This window comes from Pseudomonas sp. AC193, assembly GCF_979258075.1.
Genome location: NZ_OZ409832.1, coordinates 4884028 through 4901603, shown reverse-complemented (window position 1 = coordinate 4901603; position 17576 = coordinate 4884028). Strand labels below are relative to the sequence as shown.

Genomic DNA, 17576 nt, shown 5'->3' with positions numbered 1-17576 from the left:
CTGTTTGATAGCTTTTACGACCTAATGGGGTTTTCATGGAATTGCGTCATCTGCGCTACTTCATCGCCGTCGCCGAAGAACTGCACTTTGGCCGCGCCGCACAGGTGTTGGGCATCTCGCAGCCGCCGCTGAGTCAGCAAATTCAGGCGCTGGAACAGGAAGTCGGCGCTCGGCTGTTCGAACGTACCAATCGTCGGGTCGAACTGAGCGAGGCGGAGAGATTGTTTCTCGAAGAGGCGCGGCTGGTGCTGGCGCAGGTCGATAAGGCAGCGGATGTCGCCCGACGTGCACAACTCGGTGAACTGGGCGAATTGAAGATTGGCTTCACCTCGTCGGCACCGTTCAACTCGACCATTCCGCAGGCGATATTTTCCTTTCGGCAGCGTTTTCCGGCGGTGCACCTGAACCTGCGCGAGATGAGCAGCACGATGGTTGCCGATGCGTTGGTCGATGAGTCGATTGAAGTCGGGATCATGCGCCCGCTCGGATTGCCGGACTCGCTGAGCGTGGTCGAGTTGATGCGCGAACCGTTGGTCGCGGTGCTCAGCTCGAAACATCCGCTGGCGCAGGGCTCGGAGGAGGGTTTGTTTTTGGCCGCATTGGCGCATGAGCCATTCGTGTTCTTTCCGCGCAGTTACGGCAGTGGTTTGTATGCGCAGTTATTGAGCCTGGCGCGCGACGCGGGGTTCAGCCCGCACTTTGCGCAAGAGGCGGGGGAGGCGATGACCATCATCGGCCTGGTGGCGGCGGGGTTGGGCGTGTCGGTGATGCCGGCGTCGTACCAGCGCATGCGCATTGACGGCGTGGTCTATCGGCCGTTGCTCGATCCGGAAGCGGTGACGGCGGTGTGGCTGGTGCAGCGCAAGGATCAGAAGTCGCCGATGGCCAAGGCGTTTGTTGAACTGCTGACGCGTAAGGTTGAGCCATTGAATGTGTGATGGCTGCCGGCCTCTTCGCGAGCAAGCCCGCTCCCACATTTGGAATGTGTCATGCACAAAATGTGTGTTCAATGAAGAACCAGTGTGGGAGCGGGCTTGCTCGCGAAGGGGCCGCTAGCCGCACCAAAAACATCTCGGAATGTCTACGGCAACCGCACCAAATCCCCCTTCAACGCCACCCGCGTCACAAAAATCCCCGCCCGACACTCATAAGTATTCAAATCCTTGCGCACATGCTGGTCGTAATAACTGACGATATTGGTCACCGCATTCGCCCCGGCCCGCTTGGCATCGGCCTGCAGCTTGATCAGATTCGACTGCAACACCCACTCGCAGGAATCGTGATCACTCTTGTTGAAACCGTTGGTGCTCAAATCACTGACCACACCCCGGCGCAGCAACTGCTGAGTGCCCTGCGGCCCGTTGCCGACCAGATAAAACTTCACACTGCCATCCAGCCGCCCAGCGCGAATCGCGTCCGAAAGCACGGTTTCGAATGGCATGTACATGAGGTTGGTGGCATGGCTGGCGCTGGGCAGCAGGCCAAAAAGCGCGGCGGCGATCATGGCTTTCACTTGCATGGTCATCTCCTTGACGATGAAAGAGAACCGCGAGTGCTCGACCGACCGGGCCCGCCGTTCTGGCAGGCGCGATGTATCGGCCTGCGAGAACGAGTGTAGATGCTGTGGGTGCAGGCGTTCAGGCAATAGGTATTGAGTGCCTACATTTTCAGTTACGGAACAGCCTTAGTGAAAATTGTAAATATTGCGCAGAATCGTTTTTTTCAGTGAGTGCCATGGATGCCACTTCGATACCAGCCCAAGGAGGGCAGTGTGCTGATCTGCGATTTCAGAGGGTATGAAGTACCCGAAATGGTGAAGGTCAGACCTGTAGTCGTCATACGTAAAAACAGAACCAACAGTTTATTGGTGACTGTTGTGCCTCTGAGCACGACCGCGCCGGATTGCCTTTTGGATCACCATCTCGAACTGGCAAGTCATCTTCAAGGCGCGAGTCCGACCTGCTGGGCAAAGTGCGACATGGTGGCGACAGTCAGTCTCTCTCGCCTTGACCGGATCAAAACCAGAGATCGCAATGGAAAGCGCGTTTATCTCATTTCACATCTTGCGACAGATGAGTTTCAAGCCATCAAGGCCGCGGTTAGGCGGGCTCTAGGGCTGTGAAAACCGGGCAGATTGCAGGCGTAGGCCAAATGCCATCCGTTGCCCGATATTCCTTTTCAAGGAATACTGACAACGTTCCCGCAAGGGGCTTGTGAGACTCTGAGGATCCTGGATGACCAGCCATCGCAGAGCCAGACAGGTAACAGGCCATGACAAGCCAACCTGTTTGTGAAAGGGCGCCGAATGGCGCCCTTTGTCGTTTCTACCTATTGTTGATTTCTTACTTAAACGGTTCTTTGCTTCGCAGGAGCGTTTCTAGCCTCTTCTTTTCCGCAGGAGGAAGAGCTTTCACCTGTTCTGGAGTCAGCTTCAGAAGTTCTTGGTCATTAAAAGTTTGCATGATGATCACCACCTTATGGACGAGTTCGCTGCATCCGCATCGTCCACCTGATGGTTTAAATTGAAACCTGTAAGAACTAACAGTTTTTTAGACGCTTTTACGATATCCGTAATTCGCAATGACACGAAATTCCCAATGCACCCAGTGACCTGTGGCGAGGGGATTTATCCCCGTTCGGCGGCGCAGCCGTCGTAAAACCAGAGAACTCGGTACGTCTGATGCTCCGAGTTCTCAGGTTTTGGGGCCGCTACGCGACCCATCGGGGCGGTGCGACGTTTCGCTAAATCCCCTCGCCACAGGATTGCATTCATTCAGCCACCCAGCCATTCAGCCACTGAGCCACTCAGTCAGTCGACGTGAGCAAGGTCACCCCTCAACGCCACGCTCGACACCACCATCCCCGCTCGGCACTGAAACTTCTCGGTGTCTTTGTACAGATCCCGCTGATCCACGCTGGCGATGTTGATCACCGCATTGGCGTCGGCTTTTTTTGCGGCGTTCTGCAGGGTGGCCAGCGCCGATTGCAGGGCCCAGAAGCAGGCGTCTTCGTCGGATTTGTTTGAGCCGTTGGTTTTGCGGCTGCTGCTCACGGTGTCGAGTGTGCGCACTTGCTTGGGCAGGGTTTCGCCAGCGAGGTAGAACTTGACGCTGCCGTCGAGCAGGCCGGCGTCGGTGGCGCGTTTGACGCCTTCACGGAAGCTCAGGTAAGTCGGTTCGTCAGCGCCTTGTTTGATGATGCCGAGATTGTTGACCGCTTCGATGTCCGGGTTGATCGACAGCTCTTTGAGCACATTGTCGCGCAGCCGGTTGACCCAGCGGTTGTAGTTGCCGTGGATCTTGCCGTCTTTGGCGTCGAGGCCGTAGCTGCTGCGGTAGTCGATTTCGAACGAGGTCGGGGTGTACGGGATATCGACTTCGGCGTGATGGCGACCGCGCACGGTGATCGCCGCTTTGATCATGCCCGGGCGCACCGATTGCACGACCCACTGACGATCGTTCAGCGCGGTGACGATGGCGCGGCTCATCTGTTGCTGGGTGAAACCGAGGTTCGGCGAAAACTCTTCTTTAGCGTTGTACACCGGTTTGCTGGTGCAACCGCCGAGCACAAAGGCCAGGGCCAGCAGTGCGGCGATGCGGTGAAACTGAGTCATTCCCTTTACTCCAAACGTATTGCGGTCAGTGCCAGCGGCGGAAAATCAACGAGGTGTTGACGCCACCAAAAGCGAAATTGTTGTTCATCACGAACTCGTGGTGCATCTGGCGGAATTCACCGCGCAGGTAATCGAGCTTGCCGCAGTGCGGATCGACCTCGTCGAGGTTGAGCGTGTGCACGTACTGGTCGCGGTTGAGCATTTCGATGCTGAACCACGACTCCAGCGCCCCGCAGGCCCCCAGCGTGTGACCGAGGAAGCTTTTCTGCGAGCTGATCGGCATGCGTTCGCCGAACAAACTGCTGGTCGCTATTGTTTCGGCAATGTCGCCCTGTTCTGTAGCCGTGCCGTGACCATTTACATAACCGATGGCGTCCGGTGTCAGCCCGGCGTCTTCCAGCGCCAGCTCCATGGCGCGGCGCATGGTCACTTGCTCGGGGCGGGTGGTGTGCTGGCCGTCGGCGTTGCTGCCGAAACCGACGATCTCGGCGTGGATGTGCGCACCGCGTGCGAGGGCGTGTTCCAGCTCCTCGAGTACCAGCATGCCGCCGCCTTCACCGATCACCAGACCGTCACGGCCCTTGTCATACGGGCGCGGGCTGGTCTGCGGTGCATCGTTTTTCAGGCTGGTGGCGTAGAGCGCGTCGAAGACCATCGCTTCGGTCGGGCAAAGTTCTTCGGCACCGCCGGCAAGCATCAGCGGCAAACGGCCAAACTTGATCGCCTCGTAGGCATAACCGATGCCCTGGCTACCGCTGGTGCAGGCGCTGGACGTCGGGATCAGGCGCCCGGTGAGGCCGAAGAAGATGCTGATATTCGCGGCGGTGGTGTGCGGCATCATCCGCACGTAGGAGTTGGCGTTAAGGCCCTCGGCCACCGAGTTGAGCAGCATGTTGCCGAACGCTTTGATCTCGTCGGTGCTGCCGGTCGACGAGCCGCAAGCGACGCCCATTCGGCCGTCCTTGATGATTGCGTCGCCGAGCAGGCCGGCATCGGCCAAGGCTTTTTCCGCCGCGCCGACCGCCAGTCGCGAAACCCGGCCCATGCTGCGCAGCTGCTTGCGCGTCCAGTGCGCCGGCACAACGAAATCATCGATTGGCCCGGCCAGACGCGTGTTGAGTTCGCTGAAGCGATCCCACTCGTCCATCCGGCGAATGCCGCTGCGGTTGGCCGCGAAATTACCGGCGATGGTCTGCCAGTCGCTGCCCAGTGAAGTGATGCCGGCCATGCCGGTGACGACGACGCGCTTCATCAGCACAAGCCTCCGTTGACCGCCAGCACCTGGCGGGTGATGTACGAGGCTTCCGCCGACATCAGGAAATTCACCGCACTGGCCACCTCTTCCGGGGTGCCCATGCGTTGCGCGGGGATCATTTTCATCAGTTCTTCCACCGGCACGTTTTCGTCGAGCATCGCCGTGTCGATCAGGCCCGGCGCGACACAGTTAACGGTGATTTTGCGCTTGCCCAGCTCGATCGCCAACGCCTTTGCAGCGCCGATCACGCCAGCCTTGGAAGCGCTGTAGTTGACCTGGCCACGGTTGCCGATCAGCCCCGACACCGAGGTGATGCAGACAATGCGACCGGCGGCGCGGCGGCGGATCATCGGCATCATCACCGGGTGCAGAACGTTGTAGAAACCGTCGAGGTTGGTGCGCAACACCACGTCCCAATCGTCGTCGCTCAGCGCCGGAAACGCGCCGTCGCGGGTCAGCCCGGCATTCAACACCACACCGTAATAGGCACCGTGGGTTTCGACGTCGGCTTCGAGAGTGGCTTTGCAGGTTTCGCGGTCGGCGACGTCGAATTGCAGGATGCGCGCCTTACGCCCCAGCGCTTCGATTTCAGCCTGAACGCCTTGCGCCTCGGTCACGCCGCTGCGGCAATGCAAGACGATGTCGTGCCCGGCCTGCGCGAGGCGCAAGGCGATGGCGCGGCCGATGCCACGGCTGGAGCCGGTGACCAGTACGAATTCAGTCATCGTTCGACTCCTTTGTCTGTTGCAGATATTGAGTGGCTTCGGGCGGGCGGAACACGTTGAGCCGGGCGCTGGCATGAATGCCGTCGCCGTGGATATGGCATTCGAAGACGCCCATGCCGTTGTCATCTTCCAGCGAGCGCAGGCCATGAATGGTCAGCTCGGTGCCGGCAGAAAACGCCTCGACATTGCACTCGAATTTGCGTGTGCCGAGCAGAAAACCCAGCTCCACCGGATTACCTTTTTGTCGCGCGTGGCAACCGGCAAACGCGGCGACGCTTTGCGCCATCAGTTCGACGCCGACCCACGCCGGCAGGCTGCCGTCGTGCAGGTTGAACAGGCCTTCGGGCTTCACCGTGAGGCGGGTGTAAATCTGCTCATCGTCGAAGCGCTCGATGCTGTCGATCAGAATCATGTCGCCGGCATGGGGCAGCAGTTCGGCGAGCGGCCAGTCGGTCATGGGGCGTCTCCGAGAATCAGGCTGACGTTGTTGCCGCCGAAGGCAAACGAGTTGCTCATCAGGTAGCGGGGAGCAATGGACGTCAGGCGTTCGCGGGCGGTCACCCACTTCAGCGCTGGCAGCGCGGGATCGGCATGACCGTCCCAGACGTGCGGCGGCAACGCGTGATCAGGGTTGTCGGCGCTCAGGCTCAGCCAGCAAAACGCCGCTTCCAGCGCACCGGCCGCGCCGAGGGTGTGGCCGGTCATCGGTTTGGTCGACGAACAGGCGACGCCTTCGGGAAAAAGTGTGGCGACGGCCAGACTTTCCATGGCGTCGTTGTGTTGGGTGGCGGTGCCGTGCAGGTTCAGATAGCTGATTTGCGAGGTTTGCAAATGCGCGCGGCTCAGGGCTTTCTGCATCGCTTGCAGAGCGCCGCGACCGCTCGGCTCCGGCGCGGAAATATGGTGCGCGTCCGAGCTGGCGCCGGCGCCGAGCAGGGCGATCGACGGGCCGTCGTGAGCCTGTTTGCTCATGACGAACAACACCGCCGCCTCGCCGATATTGATGCCGTTGCGGTTGGCCGAGAACGGATTGCAGCGTTCGTCCGACACTGCTTCCAGCGACGAAAAACCGTTCAACGTCAGCTTGCACAAACTGTCGACGCCGCCGCACAACACCGCGTCGCACAAGCCCAGATCAAGCAGACGCTGGGCGCTCATCAAGGCGCGGGCGCTGGAGGTGCAAGCGGTGGAAATCACATAGGCCGGGCCGCTCAGTTGCAGCCAGTCGGCGAGGAAATTCGCTGGCGCGCCGAGTTCCTGCTGACGGTAATCGTATTCCGCCGGGAACTGCTGCTCGCGAATATAGTGCGCCAGGCCACGGCTGGCCTCGTCGATGCCCGAGGTGCTGGTGCCGAGCACCACGCCGATGCGGTCGCAGCCGTAGGTCTGGATCGCCTGATCAATGTCATCGCTAATCTGTAGCGCCGCTTCCAGCAACAACTGATTGTTGCGGCTGCTTTGATCGGCAAGTGCTGGCGGGATCGGCGCCAATTCACCGTGTACAGCGTCCACCGGCAATTCACGCTCCGCCACCCAGCCGGATTCGCGGCGCATGCCCGAGCAGTCGCCGGCGAACAGGTTGCGCGCGACTTCTGACTTGTCGCGGCCCAGCGCACAGATCACGCCGAGGGCATTCAGGTAAGCGGTCATGGCGTCGAGTCACCGAGCGGAGAAACGCGATAGTGCGGGCCTTGGGGCAGGTTCAATTCGAAGCTCAACGGTTGTGAATAACGGATGTCCCAGCGCGCGGGCAGGGAACGTTGCCCGGTCTGCTGTTGGGCAGAAGGGTAATTGCGCAACAGCTCGACGGACGGGGTCAAGGCGAACAATAGCGCGGCAAACAGCTCGCGGGCCTCCGGGTTCGGCGGCAGCAGACCATCGGCCTGCCAGCGACCGTCGATCAATTGCTGACGCGCCTGGGGAATACCCAGCGGATCCATCATCGACCAGCGAATACCGGGGCCTTCGCGCTGGATCACCAGCAGCCAGTCCTGGCGTTGCTCGGCTTGCTGGCGTTCGATGTGCAGTTGCAATGGCAGAGGCAGAGTCGGGTTGCCCGCCGGCAGCGGCGCCTGGCTGGCGCAACCGCTCAACAGAAATATTGCGCCGACCATCACCATCCGCAGCACTGCGATCACTGTGGGAGCGAGCCTGCTCGCGAAAGCGTCGGCACATCCAACATAGAGACTGGCTGACCCGCCGCCTTCGCGAGCAGGCTCGCTCCCACAGGTTATGTGTCGCATCAACGATCACCTTCAAGCGGTTTGCGCGCTACGACGTTGACCAGCGTTTCCTCTCGCTGCCCGAACGGTTTCGGTTTGCGCACCCCAAACCGCTCCAGCAAGCCAAAATCTTTCGACCGGCTCCACCACAAATACGGGTACGACACATTGCGCTCGGCAAACTCAAACCCTTGCCCGCGAATCATCTCCAAATACTGCGCCGCACTCTTCTGCACATGCATCGGATGGCGGAACAACCAGCGAATCACCCAGGTATCAATGTAAGCCTCGGTCGATTCGGCAAACAGCAGATAACCGCCCGGTTTCAGAACCCGGTAAAACTCGGCCAGCGCTTTTTCCTGTTCAACCAGATGATGGAACGTCTGATGGCAGAACAGCAGATCAACACTCGCGTCCGGCACATTCAACGTCGCGCAGTCGCTGCCGATCAGCTCAACATCGAGGCCCAGACGCGCCGCTTCTTCGCCGCTCAACTCCAGGCTGTGCGGATCGGCGTCAACACCGATCAAACGCTGCGGCGCGAAGGTCTGGCGCAGGTGGCCGAACGACTTGCCCTGACCGCAACCGGCGTCGAGCAGCACCGGATGCTCCGGCAGCGCTTCGCTGAACAGTCCGCGCAAATCGTTGATCGCCACGCGCAACACATGGTGCTGCCAGGTGTGGCTGCGCAGGAACCAGAAACCGAAGCGGGTTTCCTCGACGTAGCTGTCGCTCAAGTAATTCATGTGGCGTCCTTTGCACAGAGTTCGGAAATCATCTTCAAGCGGCGGCGGGCCTCGCTGACGAACGGGTTGCGTTCGTCCCAGGCGTAACCGGCGAGGATCGAGCTGATCATGCGGCGGATGTCGGCCTGGCTGTCTTCATAAAAAATCACGTCCTGAAAGGTGCCGGCGTACCAGCCCTCGACGTAGCAGCGGAACGTGTCGACGCCACGTTTCAGCGGTTCGGCGAACTCGCGTTGCCAGTCGACCGCTTCACCTTGCAACTGACGGTGCAGCACGGCGGCGGCCATGCTCGCCGAACGCATGGCGATGGTCACGCCAGAAGAGAACACCGGGTCGAGAAATTCGGCGGCGTTGCCGAGCAAGGCAAAACCCGGCCCGTGCAGGGTTTTCACGTTCGCCGCGTAGCCGCCGAGGGTGCGCGCCGGGGTGTCCCACACCGCGTTGTTCAGCACGCCGGCAAGGCTTGGGGTCTCAGCGATGAAGCTGCGCAGGCAGGCATCGAGATCGCTGTCACGGCCCGTGAAGTGTTCTTCGGCCGCGACCACGCCCACCGAGCAGCGGCCGTTGCTGAACGGGATCGTCCAGAACCAGACATCGCGATGTTCGGGATGGGTGGTGACGAGGATTTTTTCGCGGTCGAAGGCCGGGTTGTCGATGTGATCTTCGACGTGGGTGAACACCGCTTGGCGCACCGGAAAATTCGACGGTGCTTCCAGATCCAGCAGTCGCGACAGGACACGGCCGTAGCCGCTGGCATCTAGGACGAAATCCGCTTCGACGCGGTATTCACGGCCGTCCTCGCGACGCACGTCGAGTTGCGGTTTCGGCCGGTCGAAATCGACACTGACGATGGCATCGCCGTAACGGATTTCCACACCTTGCAGCGCGGCTTGGTCGGCCAGCAACTTGTCGAAGTCGGCGCGCTGCACCTGGAACGTGGTGGGCTTGCCGTCGGTAAATGTGTCGCCGAAATCGAAGGCGCTGTAGCGCTCGCCCCAGGCGAAAGCAGCACCGTTTTTGCGCTGGAATCCGGCGGCATTCACCGCGTCGAGCATGCCCGCTTCTTCGACAAAATCGAGGCAATGGCACAGCAGGCTTTCGCCGATGGAGAAGCGCGGAAATTGCTGGCGTTCGATCACCAGCACATCGTGGCCCTGGCGTTTGAGCAGGGCAGCAGCGATGGCGCCGGACGGGCCGGCGCCGATGATCACGACCTGACGGGATTCCATTTCAACGATTGGCACGTGAACTCCGGGGCAGGTGGTTTTTGATGTCCAGCGGTGCACGGTGCAGGCCGATCAGCGCCGGCAGCAGCGTCGCCATCAGGCCCATCAGCATCAGCGCGAAGTACAGCGCCGGGGTGATGAGCTGTTGTTGCAAGAGCAAATTGAGAAAGACGATCTCGCTCAGGCCGCGAATGTTCAGCAGTACACTTTCACGCCAGCGGCTGGCGCCTTCAAACGAGGCGCCGGCCCAGCCGAGGCCGAGCCAGTTGCCGAGCAGTTTACTGGCAATCGGCAACAGCAGCAGCGCCGCCCATTGCAGCGGGCCGAGGCTGGCGAGGGCGCTGTGCACGTCGATCTGCACGATGCCGAAGGTGAGGATCAGCGGGATCGCGATCCACGTCTGCAAACGGTTCATCCAGCGCGCCGGCAACGGCAGCACCAACGGGATTTTCAGCGCGGCCATGCACAGCAAATAACCGATGCCGAAAATCAGCGCGTTGAGTTTGTAATGCTCGGCCATCACCAGCAGCGCGAAGAAACCGAGGCTGTAGGTCAACGGTCGGCGCACGCCGAACAGGCGCAGCACCAACGGCACACCAGCGAGCCCCAGCGGCAGCAACAGACTGCTCAAGTGCAGGCTGCCTTGGGCGAGGCCGAACAGCGTCCAGCAAGTCAGATCGATGAGGATCGCGGTTTGCACCAGACGCCGAGTGGCGGCGGGCGGGTAATCGATGTGGCGCAAGTACAGGTACAGCACCGGAATCGCGGTAATTGCGAACACCAGGCCGATCGCCAGCGAGTTGAGCCACGGTTGCGCCGGCAACAACCAATAAGCCGCCGCCAGCCCGCAGACGAATGGCACGAGAAAACTCGGCAGGGCGATTTTCACGCTCTGCCGATCCAGTTTCAGATCGATCACATCACTGAGGATGTGTCCGAGCAACAAGGCAAAACTCAGGCTGTAGAGGTTTTTCAGCCACTCTGGCGCGATCAGTTCCGCACCGCTCAGTTGCCAGCCCGGTTCGATCCAGAAGTACATCAGCAGCGGCAGGCCGAAGCTCGCCAGCAGCAACTGGCTGACAATCGGGATCAGGCCGAAGTGCCGACCGACACGGGTCGCGACGGCGAACAGCGCCAAGGCCAGCAGCCAAAAGCCGACGACCATCACGCTGCCGACTCCGCGACCGTTGCCGTGTGGGCGTGACGCCCGGCCCACGGTGCGAGCATGAAGCTGAAGGCCAACCCAAGGCTGACCGACAAACCGAAATTGCTCACCGCCGGTGTGCTGGAAACCGCGAGCAAACCAAACGACAGCCATGTCGTCAGCGCCGCCAGCAAGGTGCCGAGCAGGCTCACCGCGGCGCCGCCAACCTGTTCACGCATAAGGATCGCGTAATCGACGCTGATCGCCGTCACCAGCAGCAGGCCGAACAGGCTGAACAGGGTCAGCGGCTGACCGAGCCAGCCAAGACTGGCCAGACTGCACAGCGCCGCGAGCAAGGGCAGGGCGACGATGCGCAGCGCACCGCCGAGGCCGAACGGCAGCATCAGCACCAGCACGATCAACGCGCAGGAGGCGAGTTTCAGCTCCGCGGCGCTGATCTGCGTGGCGGCGAAAACGTCGTTCAATTCACCGAGGCGATCGACCAGTTGCACCCCTGGCAGATCCAGTGCCTGCACGCGCAACAGTGCCGAATTGTTCAGGCCTTGCAGGCTGGTCATCGCCGCCACGCCGTCTTCGGTCGGGCCGAGCCAGAGCGTGCGATAAGGTTCGCCGAGCGGGCCGGCAAGGGCGGTGTCGATATCTTCCGCTGGCACGGTTTGCAGCTGTTGCAGCTCGCTTTGCAGCGCAGCGAGCGGCACGCCGAGTTCGAGCAGCGGCTGCCAGTATTGCGGCAGTTGGTTCAGCGCCTGGCGGACTTTTTCCTGCTCGCTCGGCGGGCTGACCAGTTGATCGAGGGCCAGATAGCCTTGCAGCTTGTCGAGGTTGACCAGTTGCTCCAGACGCTCGCTCAGCGCTGCCTGACGCTCGAGCAATTGCTGCTGATTGGCGGCGCGTACGAGGAAAAACTGGCTGGTCGGCTGGTAACCGGTGATGCGCGCGATGGTCTGCGCCTCATCGGTCAGACGCTGCGGCGCGCCAACCCATTGGCGAATGTCGTTCTTGCTTTGCAGCTGCACCAGACCGCCAACACAGAAGGCGATCAACAGCGCCAACAGCACTGGCGTGCGCACGCGTTCGAGGAGTTTTTCCCGCAGCGCGATCAAGCGCTCGGCGAGCGTCAGCGGCCACTGCGCCGGGCGTAACTCGAGGTTGTTGAGCAGCGCCGGCAGCAGGCACACCGCTGACAGATACGCACCGAGCAATCCGGCCGCAGAGAACACGGCTATTTGCGTCAGCGCCGGGAACGGCGTCCACGCTAGCGCCAGATAACCGATGGCGCTGGTGATCAGGCTCAAGGTCAGCCCGGACAGGGTCAGGCGCAAGGCCGGCCAACTGCGCCACGGCTTCAGGCTCCAGCTCTTCGACAGGTAGTGCAACGGATAATCCACCGCCACGCCGATCAGACTGGAGCCGAGCACCAGCGTCATCACATGCATATGACCGAACAGCGCCACGCACGCGACGGCACCGAAAAGCATGCCGACCAACACCGGCACAAATGCCAGCAGCACACGCCAGCGCCGAAACGCCAGCAGCAGCAACAGCAGAATGCCGACCGTTGCACCGCCGCCAACCCAGGTCATTTCGCGCGTCGCTTGCTGCTGACCGTTGGCCGCGTAAAGCAGACCGCTGGCCGCCAGCAATTGCACGTCATTTGTCGCCGCTTGTTCACGGCTGTGCTGCAGCAGATCCGCCACTTTCAGCGGCAGGTTCATGTCAAACGCATCGCCAGTGGTGCGCGCGCGCAGCAGCACCCAGCTCTTGCCGTCGGCATCGGCAATCAACGCGCCGCTGCCGATGTCGAGTTGCACCGAACCGTGTTGCGGCTGGCTGTTCTGGATACGCCCGGTCAGGCCCAGCCAATCGTCCGGACTCGGCACCAGGCTGAAACCGCTGAACGGATCGAACAGCGCCTGCACCCGCTGATGAATAAATACATCGGGATGTTCGGTGAGCAGTTGCTGATCGTCCGCCGAGAGCATCGCCAGGCGACCTTGCAGCAATTGCGTGCGCAGCGCCGGCAGATCCGCTTGCAGGTTCCACTGCACTTTCTCGAAAAGACCGCTGGCTTGCCATTGCTCGCCGAGCTTCTGCGCCATGTTGACCGCTTGCTGGCGATCGGCGTGGCCGACCAGCACCAGCATTTCGCGATTCAACGGTTCCTGCATGCGCTGTTCGGCGCGCAGTTCGAGGGCGTCCGGGTTAGTGCCGGGCACCAGTTCCATCAGGTTTGCCGACAGCGGCGCACCGTCGCGCCACTGCCAACCGGCCAGCGCAACAACCGCGAGCAGCAGCATCAGAAACAGCCAGGGCAGCCTGCGTTCACTCGGCAAAGTCATGTTGCTCCGTGTCGCTCAGCGGTTGGGCGGCGCTGCTGTCCTGCATGCGCAGCACGGTGCTGTCGCCCTGGGTTTCCAGCAGTTCGATGGTTTGCACCAAGGCGCCGCCGTCGATGTTGATTTGTTTGAACACTTGCTTGAGCAGCAGCGAACGCGGGGTCAGCGACAGTTTCCACTGCTGCGCGTAGCCGCTCAGGGCCAGTTCGAAATCCCGTTGCAGGCCGCTGCTGTCACCTTGCAGCACCGCGAGAAACAGCCGGTTCTGATCGGCGCCGGCGCTCTTGTTTGGCAGCATTTGCCAGCCATTGTCGTCGCGGCGGGCGATGCCGTTGGCGGTGATGCGATAGTCCTGCTGCAGCGGGGTTTTTAGTAGCCAGAGCAGACCGTGATTCTTCGCCAGCACAAAACTGCCCTTGCTGATCAGCGGTTGTGGCAGGGCGCGCAGGTGTTTTTCCTGAATAAACTGGCCGTGGATCACGTCCGGTTTCGCCAGTTGTTCGTTGAGTTGTTGCAGGTCGAAGGCGTTGGCCAGCGCTGACATGGTCAGCAGCGCCACTACGCTCAGGCTTTTCACAAAAACATTCATCGCAGCATCCTTTCCACGGCGTCGGTGAAGACTTTCGGTGAAGCCAGCTGCATTTCGCGGCTGCTGACTTCGACGGCGACCTGCACCGAGCTGGCGCGAGTCAGGCGTTCGCCGCTGTGCAGGTCGGTGATCAGGTAATTGATCTTCAGACGGTTTTCCCACTCGACCAGACTGGCGCGCACATTCAGGCGCTGACCAAACACCGCGCCGCGCACGTAGCGCAGTTGCAGGTCGATGATCGGCCAGGCGAATCCGGACTCGACCATGTGCGTGTAGTTGTGGCCGATTTTGTCCAGCAGCGCGCAGCGCGCGACTTCCAGATACTTGACGTAATGCCCGTGCCAAACCACGTGCATGGTGTCGACGTCAAAAAACGGCACGAGGATTTCGGTGTCGGCGTGAAGCACTCCGGCGCTACGCATGCAGCCTCCAGTGTTGAGCGGCGATGCGTTGCAGGCACAGGCGCAGTTCGCCTTCCAGTGCGCGGTCTTCAATGACCGGCGGGAAGTCTTTGGCCAACTCTTCGTGCATTGCCGCCAACGACGGTGGCAGCGGTCGTGCGTCTTCGGCCTGACCGCGCAGCCACACGCCTTGATTGGCGGCGAGCAGAGTGGCAGCTGCGACTTGTTCGGTCAGCTCCAGCACGCGAATCGCATCGCGGGCGGCGATGGTGCCCATGCTCACTTTGTCTTGGTTGTGGCACTCGGTGGAACGCGAGAACACGCTGGCCGGCATGGTGTTTTTCAGCGCTTCGGCGGTCCAGGCGCTGGTGCCGATCTGCACAGCCTTGAAGCCATGGTTGATCATCGCCCGATCTGCCGGGGCGCCGGACAGGTTGCTCGGCAAACCGTGGTTGTAACGTTCGTCGACCAACAAGGCGAGTTGCCGGTCGAGCAGATCGGCGACGTTGGCCACGAGGTTTTTCAGGCTGTCCATGGCGAACGCAATGTGACCGCCGTAGAAGTGCCCGCCGTGCAAAACGCGCTCGGCTTCGGCGTCGATGATCGGGTTGTCGTTGGCGCTGTTCAGTTCGATTTCAATGAACGAACGCAGCCAGTTCAGGCTGTCGGCCAACACACCGAGTACATGCGGGGCGCAGCGCAGCGAGTAGCGATCCTGCAAGCGATGCAGTGGCGCGGTCGGCGCGTCGATCGCCAGATCCTTGCGCAGCCACGCGGCAACCTGCATTTGCCCCGGATGCGGTTTGGCGGCGAACAGACGTTCGTCGAAATGCTCGGGATTGCCCTGCAACGCGACGACATTGAGCGCGGTGATGCGTGTGGCCAGTTGCAGCAGATAATCGGCGCGGGCGAACGCCAGACAGGCGAGGCCGGTCATCACGGCGGTGCCGTTCATCAGCGCCAAGGCTTCTTTCGGGCGCAGCACCAAAGGTGTCCAGCCGAGTTCGCGATGCACATCGGCAGCCTGACGGCGTTCGCCACGGAACATCACTTCACGCTCGCCGGAAAGTGTCGCGGCAACGTAGGACAGCGGCGTCAGATCGCCGCTGGCGCCGACCGAACCTTCTTCAGGAATCAGCGGCAGAATGTCGTATTCGAGAAACGCGTGCAGACGCTCGAGCAGTTCCACGCGCACCCCGGAAACGCCGTGACACAACGACTGCAAACGTGCCGCCAACACCGCGCGGGTTGCTTGCGCGTCGAGCAGTTTGCCGAGGCCGCAACCGTGAAAGGTGTAGAGGTGACGCGGCAACGCTTCTACGTGATGCAGCGGCACCGCGACCACGCAGGAATCGCCGTAACCGGTGGTCACGCCGTAGATCACGCCTTCCTTGTCCAGCAGCGAATCGAGGAATCGCGCGCCTTTGGCAATGCGCTCGCGATACTCGGCGTCGCTCTGCAACTGCACGGGCGCCTGACGATTGGCCAGGGCCAGCACGTCTTCGATGCGCAAAGGGCGTTCGCCGAAGGTTACCGGCTCATGGGTTGGCGTCGTCATCGGTCTTCCAGAAAGGGTAAAAGTTGAACCATTGGCGCGGTGCTTCGAGGCAATAGTGACTCAGGCGCTGGGCATAGCGGGTGGCCCACTGATGAATGACCTGCTCGCGCTCGCTGCGCTTCCAGGTTACCGCGTCGGCGAACGGTTCGAGGGTCAGGCGATAGTGACCGTCTGGTTGTTTGAGGCACATCAGCAGATTGACCGGGCATTTCAGCAGGCCGGCCAGCAGCCACGGACCTTGCGGAAACGGCGCCGGGTGACCGAGAAAATCCACGGTCACACTGCGTCCGCCGTGCAGCGGCACGCGGTCGCCGGCAATCGCCAGCCACTCGCCGCGCTCCAGGCGTTCGTGCAGTTGCAGCATGATCACCGGGTCGAGTTCGCTGACCTGAATCAGGCGCAGATTGGTCGCTCCGGCCTCGCCCAGCAAACGGTTGAATTGCTCGGCGTGCTTGGTGTGCACCAGCACGTTCATGGTGACCTTTTCGCCGATCTCCGCCAGCGCGCGGCAGACTTCGAGATTGCCCAGATGCGCGCCGACCAGCAGTTGCCCGCGTGTGCCGCGCAACTGATTACGCAGCAGCGCCGGGTCGATGATTTCGATCTGTTCAATGCTGAGCTTGCCGTTCCACACGTCGAGTTTGTCGAGCATGGAGTCGGCGAACGCCATGAACTGACTGAACACGCGCCAGTGGCTTGGGCGCAAGTCATCGCGTTGGCTCCAGTCGGCCAGACGTTGCTGGAATTGCCAGGCACTGCGCCGCGCGGTGCGACCGAACAGGAAAAAGTACAAAACGATGCCGTAGAGCAATGGGCTGAGCAGGCGTCGACCGAGGACTTTGGCGGCGAACGCGGTGAATTTCATCAGCAGGAAGCTGCCGCGCTCTTCGCGGTCGGCCCAGTGCTTCTTGTCGGTTTCGCCGGTCATGCGCGCCACCGTCGCCAGAGGATCACCGGGAAACGCAGCAACATGCCGAAGAACAGCCGTGTGTGCATGCTCGAAATCAGCGCGTTGTCGTGGAACAGGCGGAAGTGCGACACGCCGTCGAGCGGGTAATGCACGCTGGTTTGCAGCCAGCGCATCGGCTGATTCCGCCACGCCAGGCGGACGAGAATATCCGAGTCGAAATCCATGCGTTTGCCGACTTTTCTTGAGTCGATCACCGCCAGCGTCGGGGTCAGCGGATAGACGCGAAAGCCGCACATCGAGTCGCGGATTTGCAGCGACAGCGTATTGATCCACACCATGACGTGGGTCAGGTAGCGCGCGTACAACCGGCCCTTGGGCACGCTTTCGTCGAACAGCGGATAGCCGCAGATCATGGCGTTGGGATGTGCGCGGGATTCTTCAACGAAGCGGGCGACGTCGTGCAAGTCGTGCTGGCCGTCGGCGTCGACCTGCAAGGCATGGGTGAAACCCAGCAGCGCGGCTTCACGCAGACCGGTCATCACCGCACCTCCCTTGCCTTGGTTGGCGGTCAGGCGCACCAGATGCACGTTGTCGCGTTCGGCCAGAGTATCGAGGACTTTTGCGCAGGAGGGCTTGCTGGCGTCGTCGACCAGAATGCATGGCAGATCTTGCGCGAGCAGAGCATCGACCACGGTGCCTATCGCAGATTCGTGGTTATAAACCGGGATCACGGCGCAAGGGTTATGCATGCCGTTTCTCCACTGGAAAATTGCAGTGACTGCTTCGCGAGCAGGCTCGCTCCCACATGAGATCGCGGTTCCTGTAGGAGT

At 61.3% G+C, this 17576-nt stretch carries 18 protein-coding genes; 2 read left to right on the top strand and 16 right to left on the bottom strand.

What is annotated here, in order from left to right; genetic code table 11:
• Positions 1–35 precede the first annotated feature (35 nt).
• A complete protein-coding gene (locus ACZZ0D_RS22015; RefSeq protein WP_463554285.1) occupies positions 36–938 on the top strand; it encodes a LysR family transcriptional regulator in 903 nt (300 codons plus the stop codon).
• A gap of 143 nt (positions 939–1081) precedes the next feature.
• Here the strand turns inward: ACZZ0D_RS22015 and ACZZ0D_RS22010 are convergent, their stop codons facing one another.
• Positions 1082–1519, bottom strand: coding sequence for an excinuclease (locus tag ACZZ0D_RS22010; protein WP_463554284.1), 438 nt, complete (start codon positions 1517–1519; stop codon positions 1082–1084).
• A gap of 219 nt (positions 1520–1738) precedes the next feature.
• Between ACZZ0D_RS22010 and ACZZ0D_RS22005 the strand changes: the two genes are divergently transcribed.
• Positions 1739–2122 carry a type II toxin-antitoxin system PemK/MazF family toxin gene (locus ACZZ0D_RS22005; RefSeq protein ID WP_463554283.1) on the top strand — a complete coding sequence of 128 codons (384 nt, stop codon included), beginning with the start codon at positions 1739–1741 and terminating at the stop codon, positions 2120–2122.
• A 687-nt stretch (positions 2123–2809) separates the two neighbouring features.
• On the opposite strand, the gene ACZZ0D_RS22000 is transcribed toward ACZZ0D_RS22005, so the two are convergent.
• The 15 genes from ACZZ0D_RS22000 to ACZZ0D_RS21930 are packed head-to-tail and all read right to left on the bottom strand — an operon-like array spanning position 2810 to position 17495.
• Complete coding sequence (locus ACZZ0D_RS22000; protein ID WP_463554282.1) at positions 2810–3613, bottom strand: hypothetical protein; 804 nt, start codon at positions 3611–3613, stop codon at positions 2810–2812.
• Between the two features lie 25 nt (positions 3614–3638).
• Positions 3639–4865 carry a beta-ketoacyl-ACP synthase gene (locus ACZZ0D_RS21995; protein ID WP_400650354.1) on the bottom strand — a complete coding sequence of 409 codons (1227 nt, stop codon included), beginning with the start codon at positions 4863–4865 and terminating at the stop codon, positions 3639–3641.
• Positions 4865–5593, bottom strand: a complete 729-nt coding sequence (fabG, locus tag ACZZ0D_RS21990) for a 3-oxoacyl-ACP reductase FabG (RefSeq protein ID WP_463554281.1) — start codon at positions 5591–5593, stop codon at positions 4865–4867. Before fabG ends, ACZZ0D_RS21995 begins: the two co-directional genes overlap by 1 nt.
• Positions 5586–6050, bottom strand: coding sequence for a hotdog family protein (locus ACZZ0D_RS21985; protein WP_463554280.1), 465 nt, complete (start codon positions 6048–6050; stop codon positions 5586–5588). Before ACZZ0D_RS21985 ends, fabG begins: the two co-directional genes overlap by 8 nt.
• Positions 6047–7243 carry a beta-ketoacyl-[acyl-carrier-protein] synthase family protein gene (locus ACZZ0D_RS21980; protein WP_463554279.1) on the bottom strand — a complete coding sequence of 399 codons (1197 nt, stop codon included), beginning with the start codon at positions 7241–7243 and terminating at the stop codon, positions 6047–6049. The genes ACZZ0D_RS21985 and ACZZ0D_RS21980 overlap by 4 nt, the downstream gene beginning before the upstream one ends.
• Positions 7240–7836, bottom strand: coding sequence for a hypothetical protein (locus tag ACZZ0D_RS21975; protein WP_463554278.1), 597 nt, complete (start codon positions 7834–7836; stop codon positions 7240–7242). Before ACZZ0D_RS21975 ends, ACZZ0D_RS21980 begins: the two co-directional genes overlap by 4 nt.
• Positions 7836–8561, bottom strand: a complete 726-nt coding sequence (locus ACZZ0D_RS21970) for a class I SAM-dependent methyltransferase (RefSeq protein WP_463554277.1) — start codon at positions 8559–8561, stop codon at positions 7836–7838. Before ACZZ0D_RS21970 ends, ACZZ0D_RS21975 begins: the two co-directional genes overlap by 1 nt.
• Positions 8558–9805 (bottom strand): NAD(P)/FAD-dependent oxidoreductase, encoded by a 1248-nt coding sequence (locus tag ACZZ0D_RS21965; RefSeq protein ID WP_463554276.1) that lies wholly within the window; start codon positions 9803–9805, stop codon positions 8558–8560. Before ACZZ0D_RS21965 ends, ACZZ0D_RS21970 begins: the two co-directional genes overlap by 4 nt.
• The gene (locus ACZZ0D_RS21960; protein WP_463554275.1) at positions 9792–10955 is read right to left on the bottom strand and encodes a cation:proton antiporter; all 1164 of its coding nucleotides are present in this window, start codon (positions 10953–10955) and stop codon (positions 9792–9794) included. Before ACZZ0D_RS21960 ends, ACZZ0D_RS21965 begins: the two co-directional genes overlap by 14 nt.
• Positions 10952–13291: an MMPL family transporter gene (locus ACZZ0D_RS21955; protein WP_463554274.1), complete on the bottom strand. Its 2340-nt coding sequence runs from the start codon at positions 13289–13291 to the stop codon at positions 10952–10954. Before ACZZ0D_RS21955 ends, ACZZ0D_RS21960 begins: the two co-directional genes overlap by 4 nt.
• Positions 13275–13877, bottom strand: a complete 603-nt coding sequence (locus tag ACZZ0D_RS21950) for an outer membrane lipoprotein carrier protein LolA (RefSeq protein WP_463554273.1) — start codon at positions 13875–13877, stop codon at positions 13275–13277. The genes ACZZ0D_RS21955 and ACZZ0D_RS21950 overlap by 17 nt, the downstream gene beginning before the upstream one ends.
• Positions 13874–14299, bottom strand: a complete 426-nt coding sequence (locus tag ACZZ0D_RS21945; RefSeq protein WP_016983876.1) for an acyl-CoA thioesterase — start codon at positions 14297–14299, stop codon at positions 13874–13876. Before ACZZ0D_RS21945 ends, ACZZ0D_RS21950 begins: the two co-directional genes overlap by 4 nt.
• On the bottom strand, positions 14292–15836 hold the full coding sequence (locus ACZZ0D_RS21940) for an HAL/PAL/TAL family ammonia-lyase (protein WP_400650333.1): 1545 nt from the start codon (positions 15834–15836) through the stop codon (positions 14292–14294). Before ACZZ0D_RS21940 ends, ACZZ0D_RS21945 begins: the two co-directional genes overlap by 8 nt.
• Positions 15817–16764, bottom strand: coding sequence for an LpxL/LpxP family acyltransferase (locus ACZZ0D_RS21935; protein ID WP_282358393.1), 948 nt, complete (start codon positions 16762–16764; stop codon positions 15817–15819). Before ACZZ0D_RS21935 ends, ACZZ0D_RS21940 begins: the two co-directional genes overlap by 20 nt.
• Positions 16761–17495 carry a glycosyltransferase family 2 protein gene (locus ACZZ0D_RS21930; RefSeq protein WP_463554272.1) on the bottom strand — a complete coding sequence of 245 codons (735 nt, stop codon included), beginning with the start codon at positions 17493–17495 and terminating at the stop codon, positions 16761–16763. The genes ACZZ0D_RS21935 and ACZZ0D_RS21930 overlap by 4 nt, the downstream gene beginning before the upstream one ends.
• Between the last annotated feature and the right edge of the window lie 81 nt (positions 17496–17576).

Coding starts and splice junctions, on each gene's coding strand:
- ACZZ0D_RS22015 (WP_463554285.1), top strand. CDS start 36: ATGGAATTGCGTCATCTGCGCTACTTCATCGCCGTCGCCGAAGAACTG.
- ACZZ0D_RS22010 (WP_463554284.1), bottom strand. CDS start 1,519: ATGCAAGTGAAAGCCATGATCGCCGCCGCGCTTTTTGGCCTGCTGCCC.
- ACZZ0D_RS22005 (WP_463554283.1), top strand. CDS start 1,739: ATGCCACTTCGATACCAGCCCAAGGAGGGCAGTGTGCTGATCTGCGAT.
- ACZZ0D_RS22000 (WP_463554282.1), bottom strand. CDS start 3,613: ATGACTCAGTTTCACCGCATCGCCGCACTGCTGGCCCTGGCCTTTGTG.
- ACZZ0D_RS21995 (WP_400650354.1), bottom strand. CDS start 4,865: ATGAAGCGCGTCGTCGTCACCGGCATGGCCGGCATCACTTCACTGGGC.
- fabG (WP_463554281.1), bottom strand. CDS start 5,593: ATGACTGAATTCGTACTGGTCACCGGCTCCAGCCGTGGCATCGGCCGC.
- ACZZ0D_RS21985 (WP_463554280.1), bottom strand. CDS start 6,050: ATGACCGACTGGCCGCTCGCCGAACTGCTGCCCCATGCCGGCGACATG.
- ACZZ0D_RS21980 (WP_463554279.1), bottom strand. CDS start 7,243: ATGACCGCTTACCTGAATGCCCTCGGCGTGATCTGTGCGCTGGGCCGC.
- ACZZ0D_RS21975 (WP_463554278.1), bottom strand. CDS start 7,836: ATGCGACACATAACCTGTGGGAGCGAGCCTGCTCGCGAAGGCGGCGGG.
- ACZZ0D_RS21970 (WP_463554277.1), bottom strand. CDS start 8,561: ATGAATTACTTGAGCGACAGCTACGTCGAGGAAACCCGCTTCGGTTTC.
- ACZZ0D_RS21955 (WP_463554274.1), bottom strand. CDS start 13,291: ATGACTTTGCCGAGTGAACGCAGGCTGCCCTGGCTGTTTCTGATGCTG.
- ACZZ0D_RS21950 (WP_463554273.1), bottom strand. CDS start 13,877: ATGAATGTTTTTGTGAAAAGCCTGAGCGTAGTGGCGCTGCTGACCATG.
- ACZZ0D_RS21945 (WP_016983876.1), bottom strand. CDS start 14,299: ATGCGTAGCGCCGGAGTGCTTCACGCCGACACCGAAATCCTCGTGCCG.
- ACZZ0D_RS21940 (WP_400650333.1), bottom strand. CDS start 15,836: ATGACGACGCCAACCCATGAGCCGGTAACCTTCGGCGAACGCCCTTTG.
- ACZZ0D_RS21935 (WP_282358393.1), bottom strand. CDS start 16,764: ATGACCGGCGAAACCGACAAGAAGCACTGGGCCGACCGCGAAGAGCGC.
- ACZZ0D_RS21930 (WP_463554272.1), bottom strand. CDS start 17,495: ATGCATAACCCTTGCGCCGTGATCCCGGTTTATAACCACGAATCTGCG.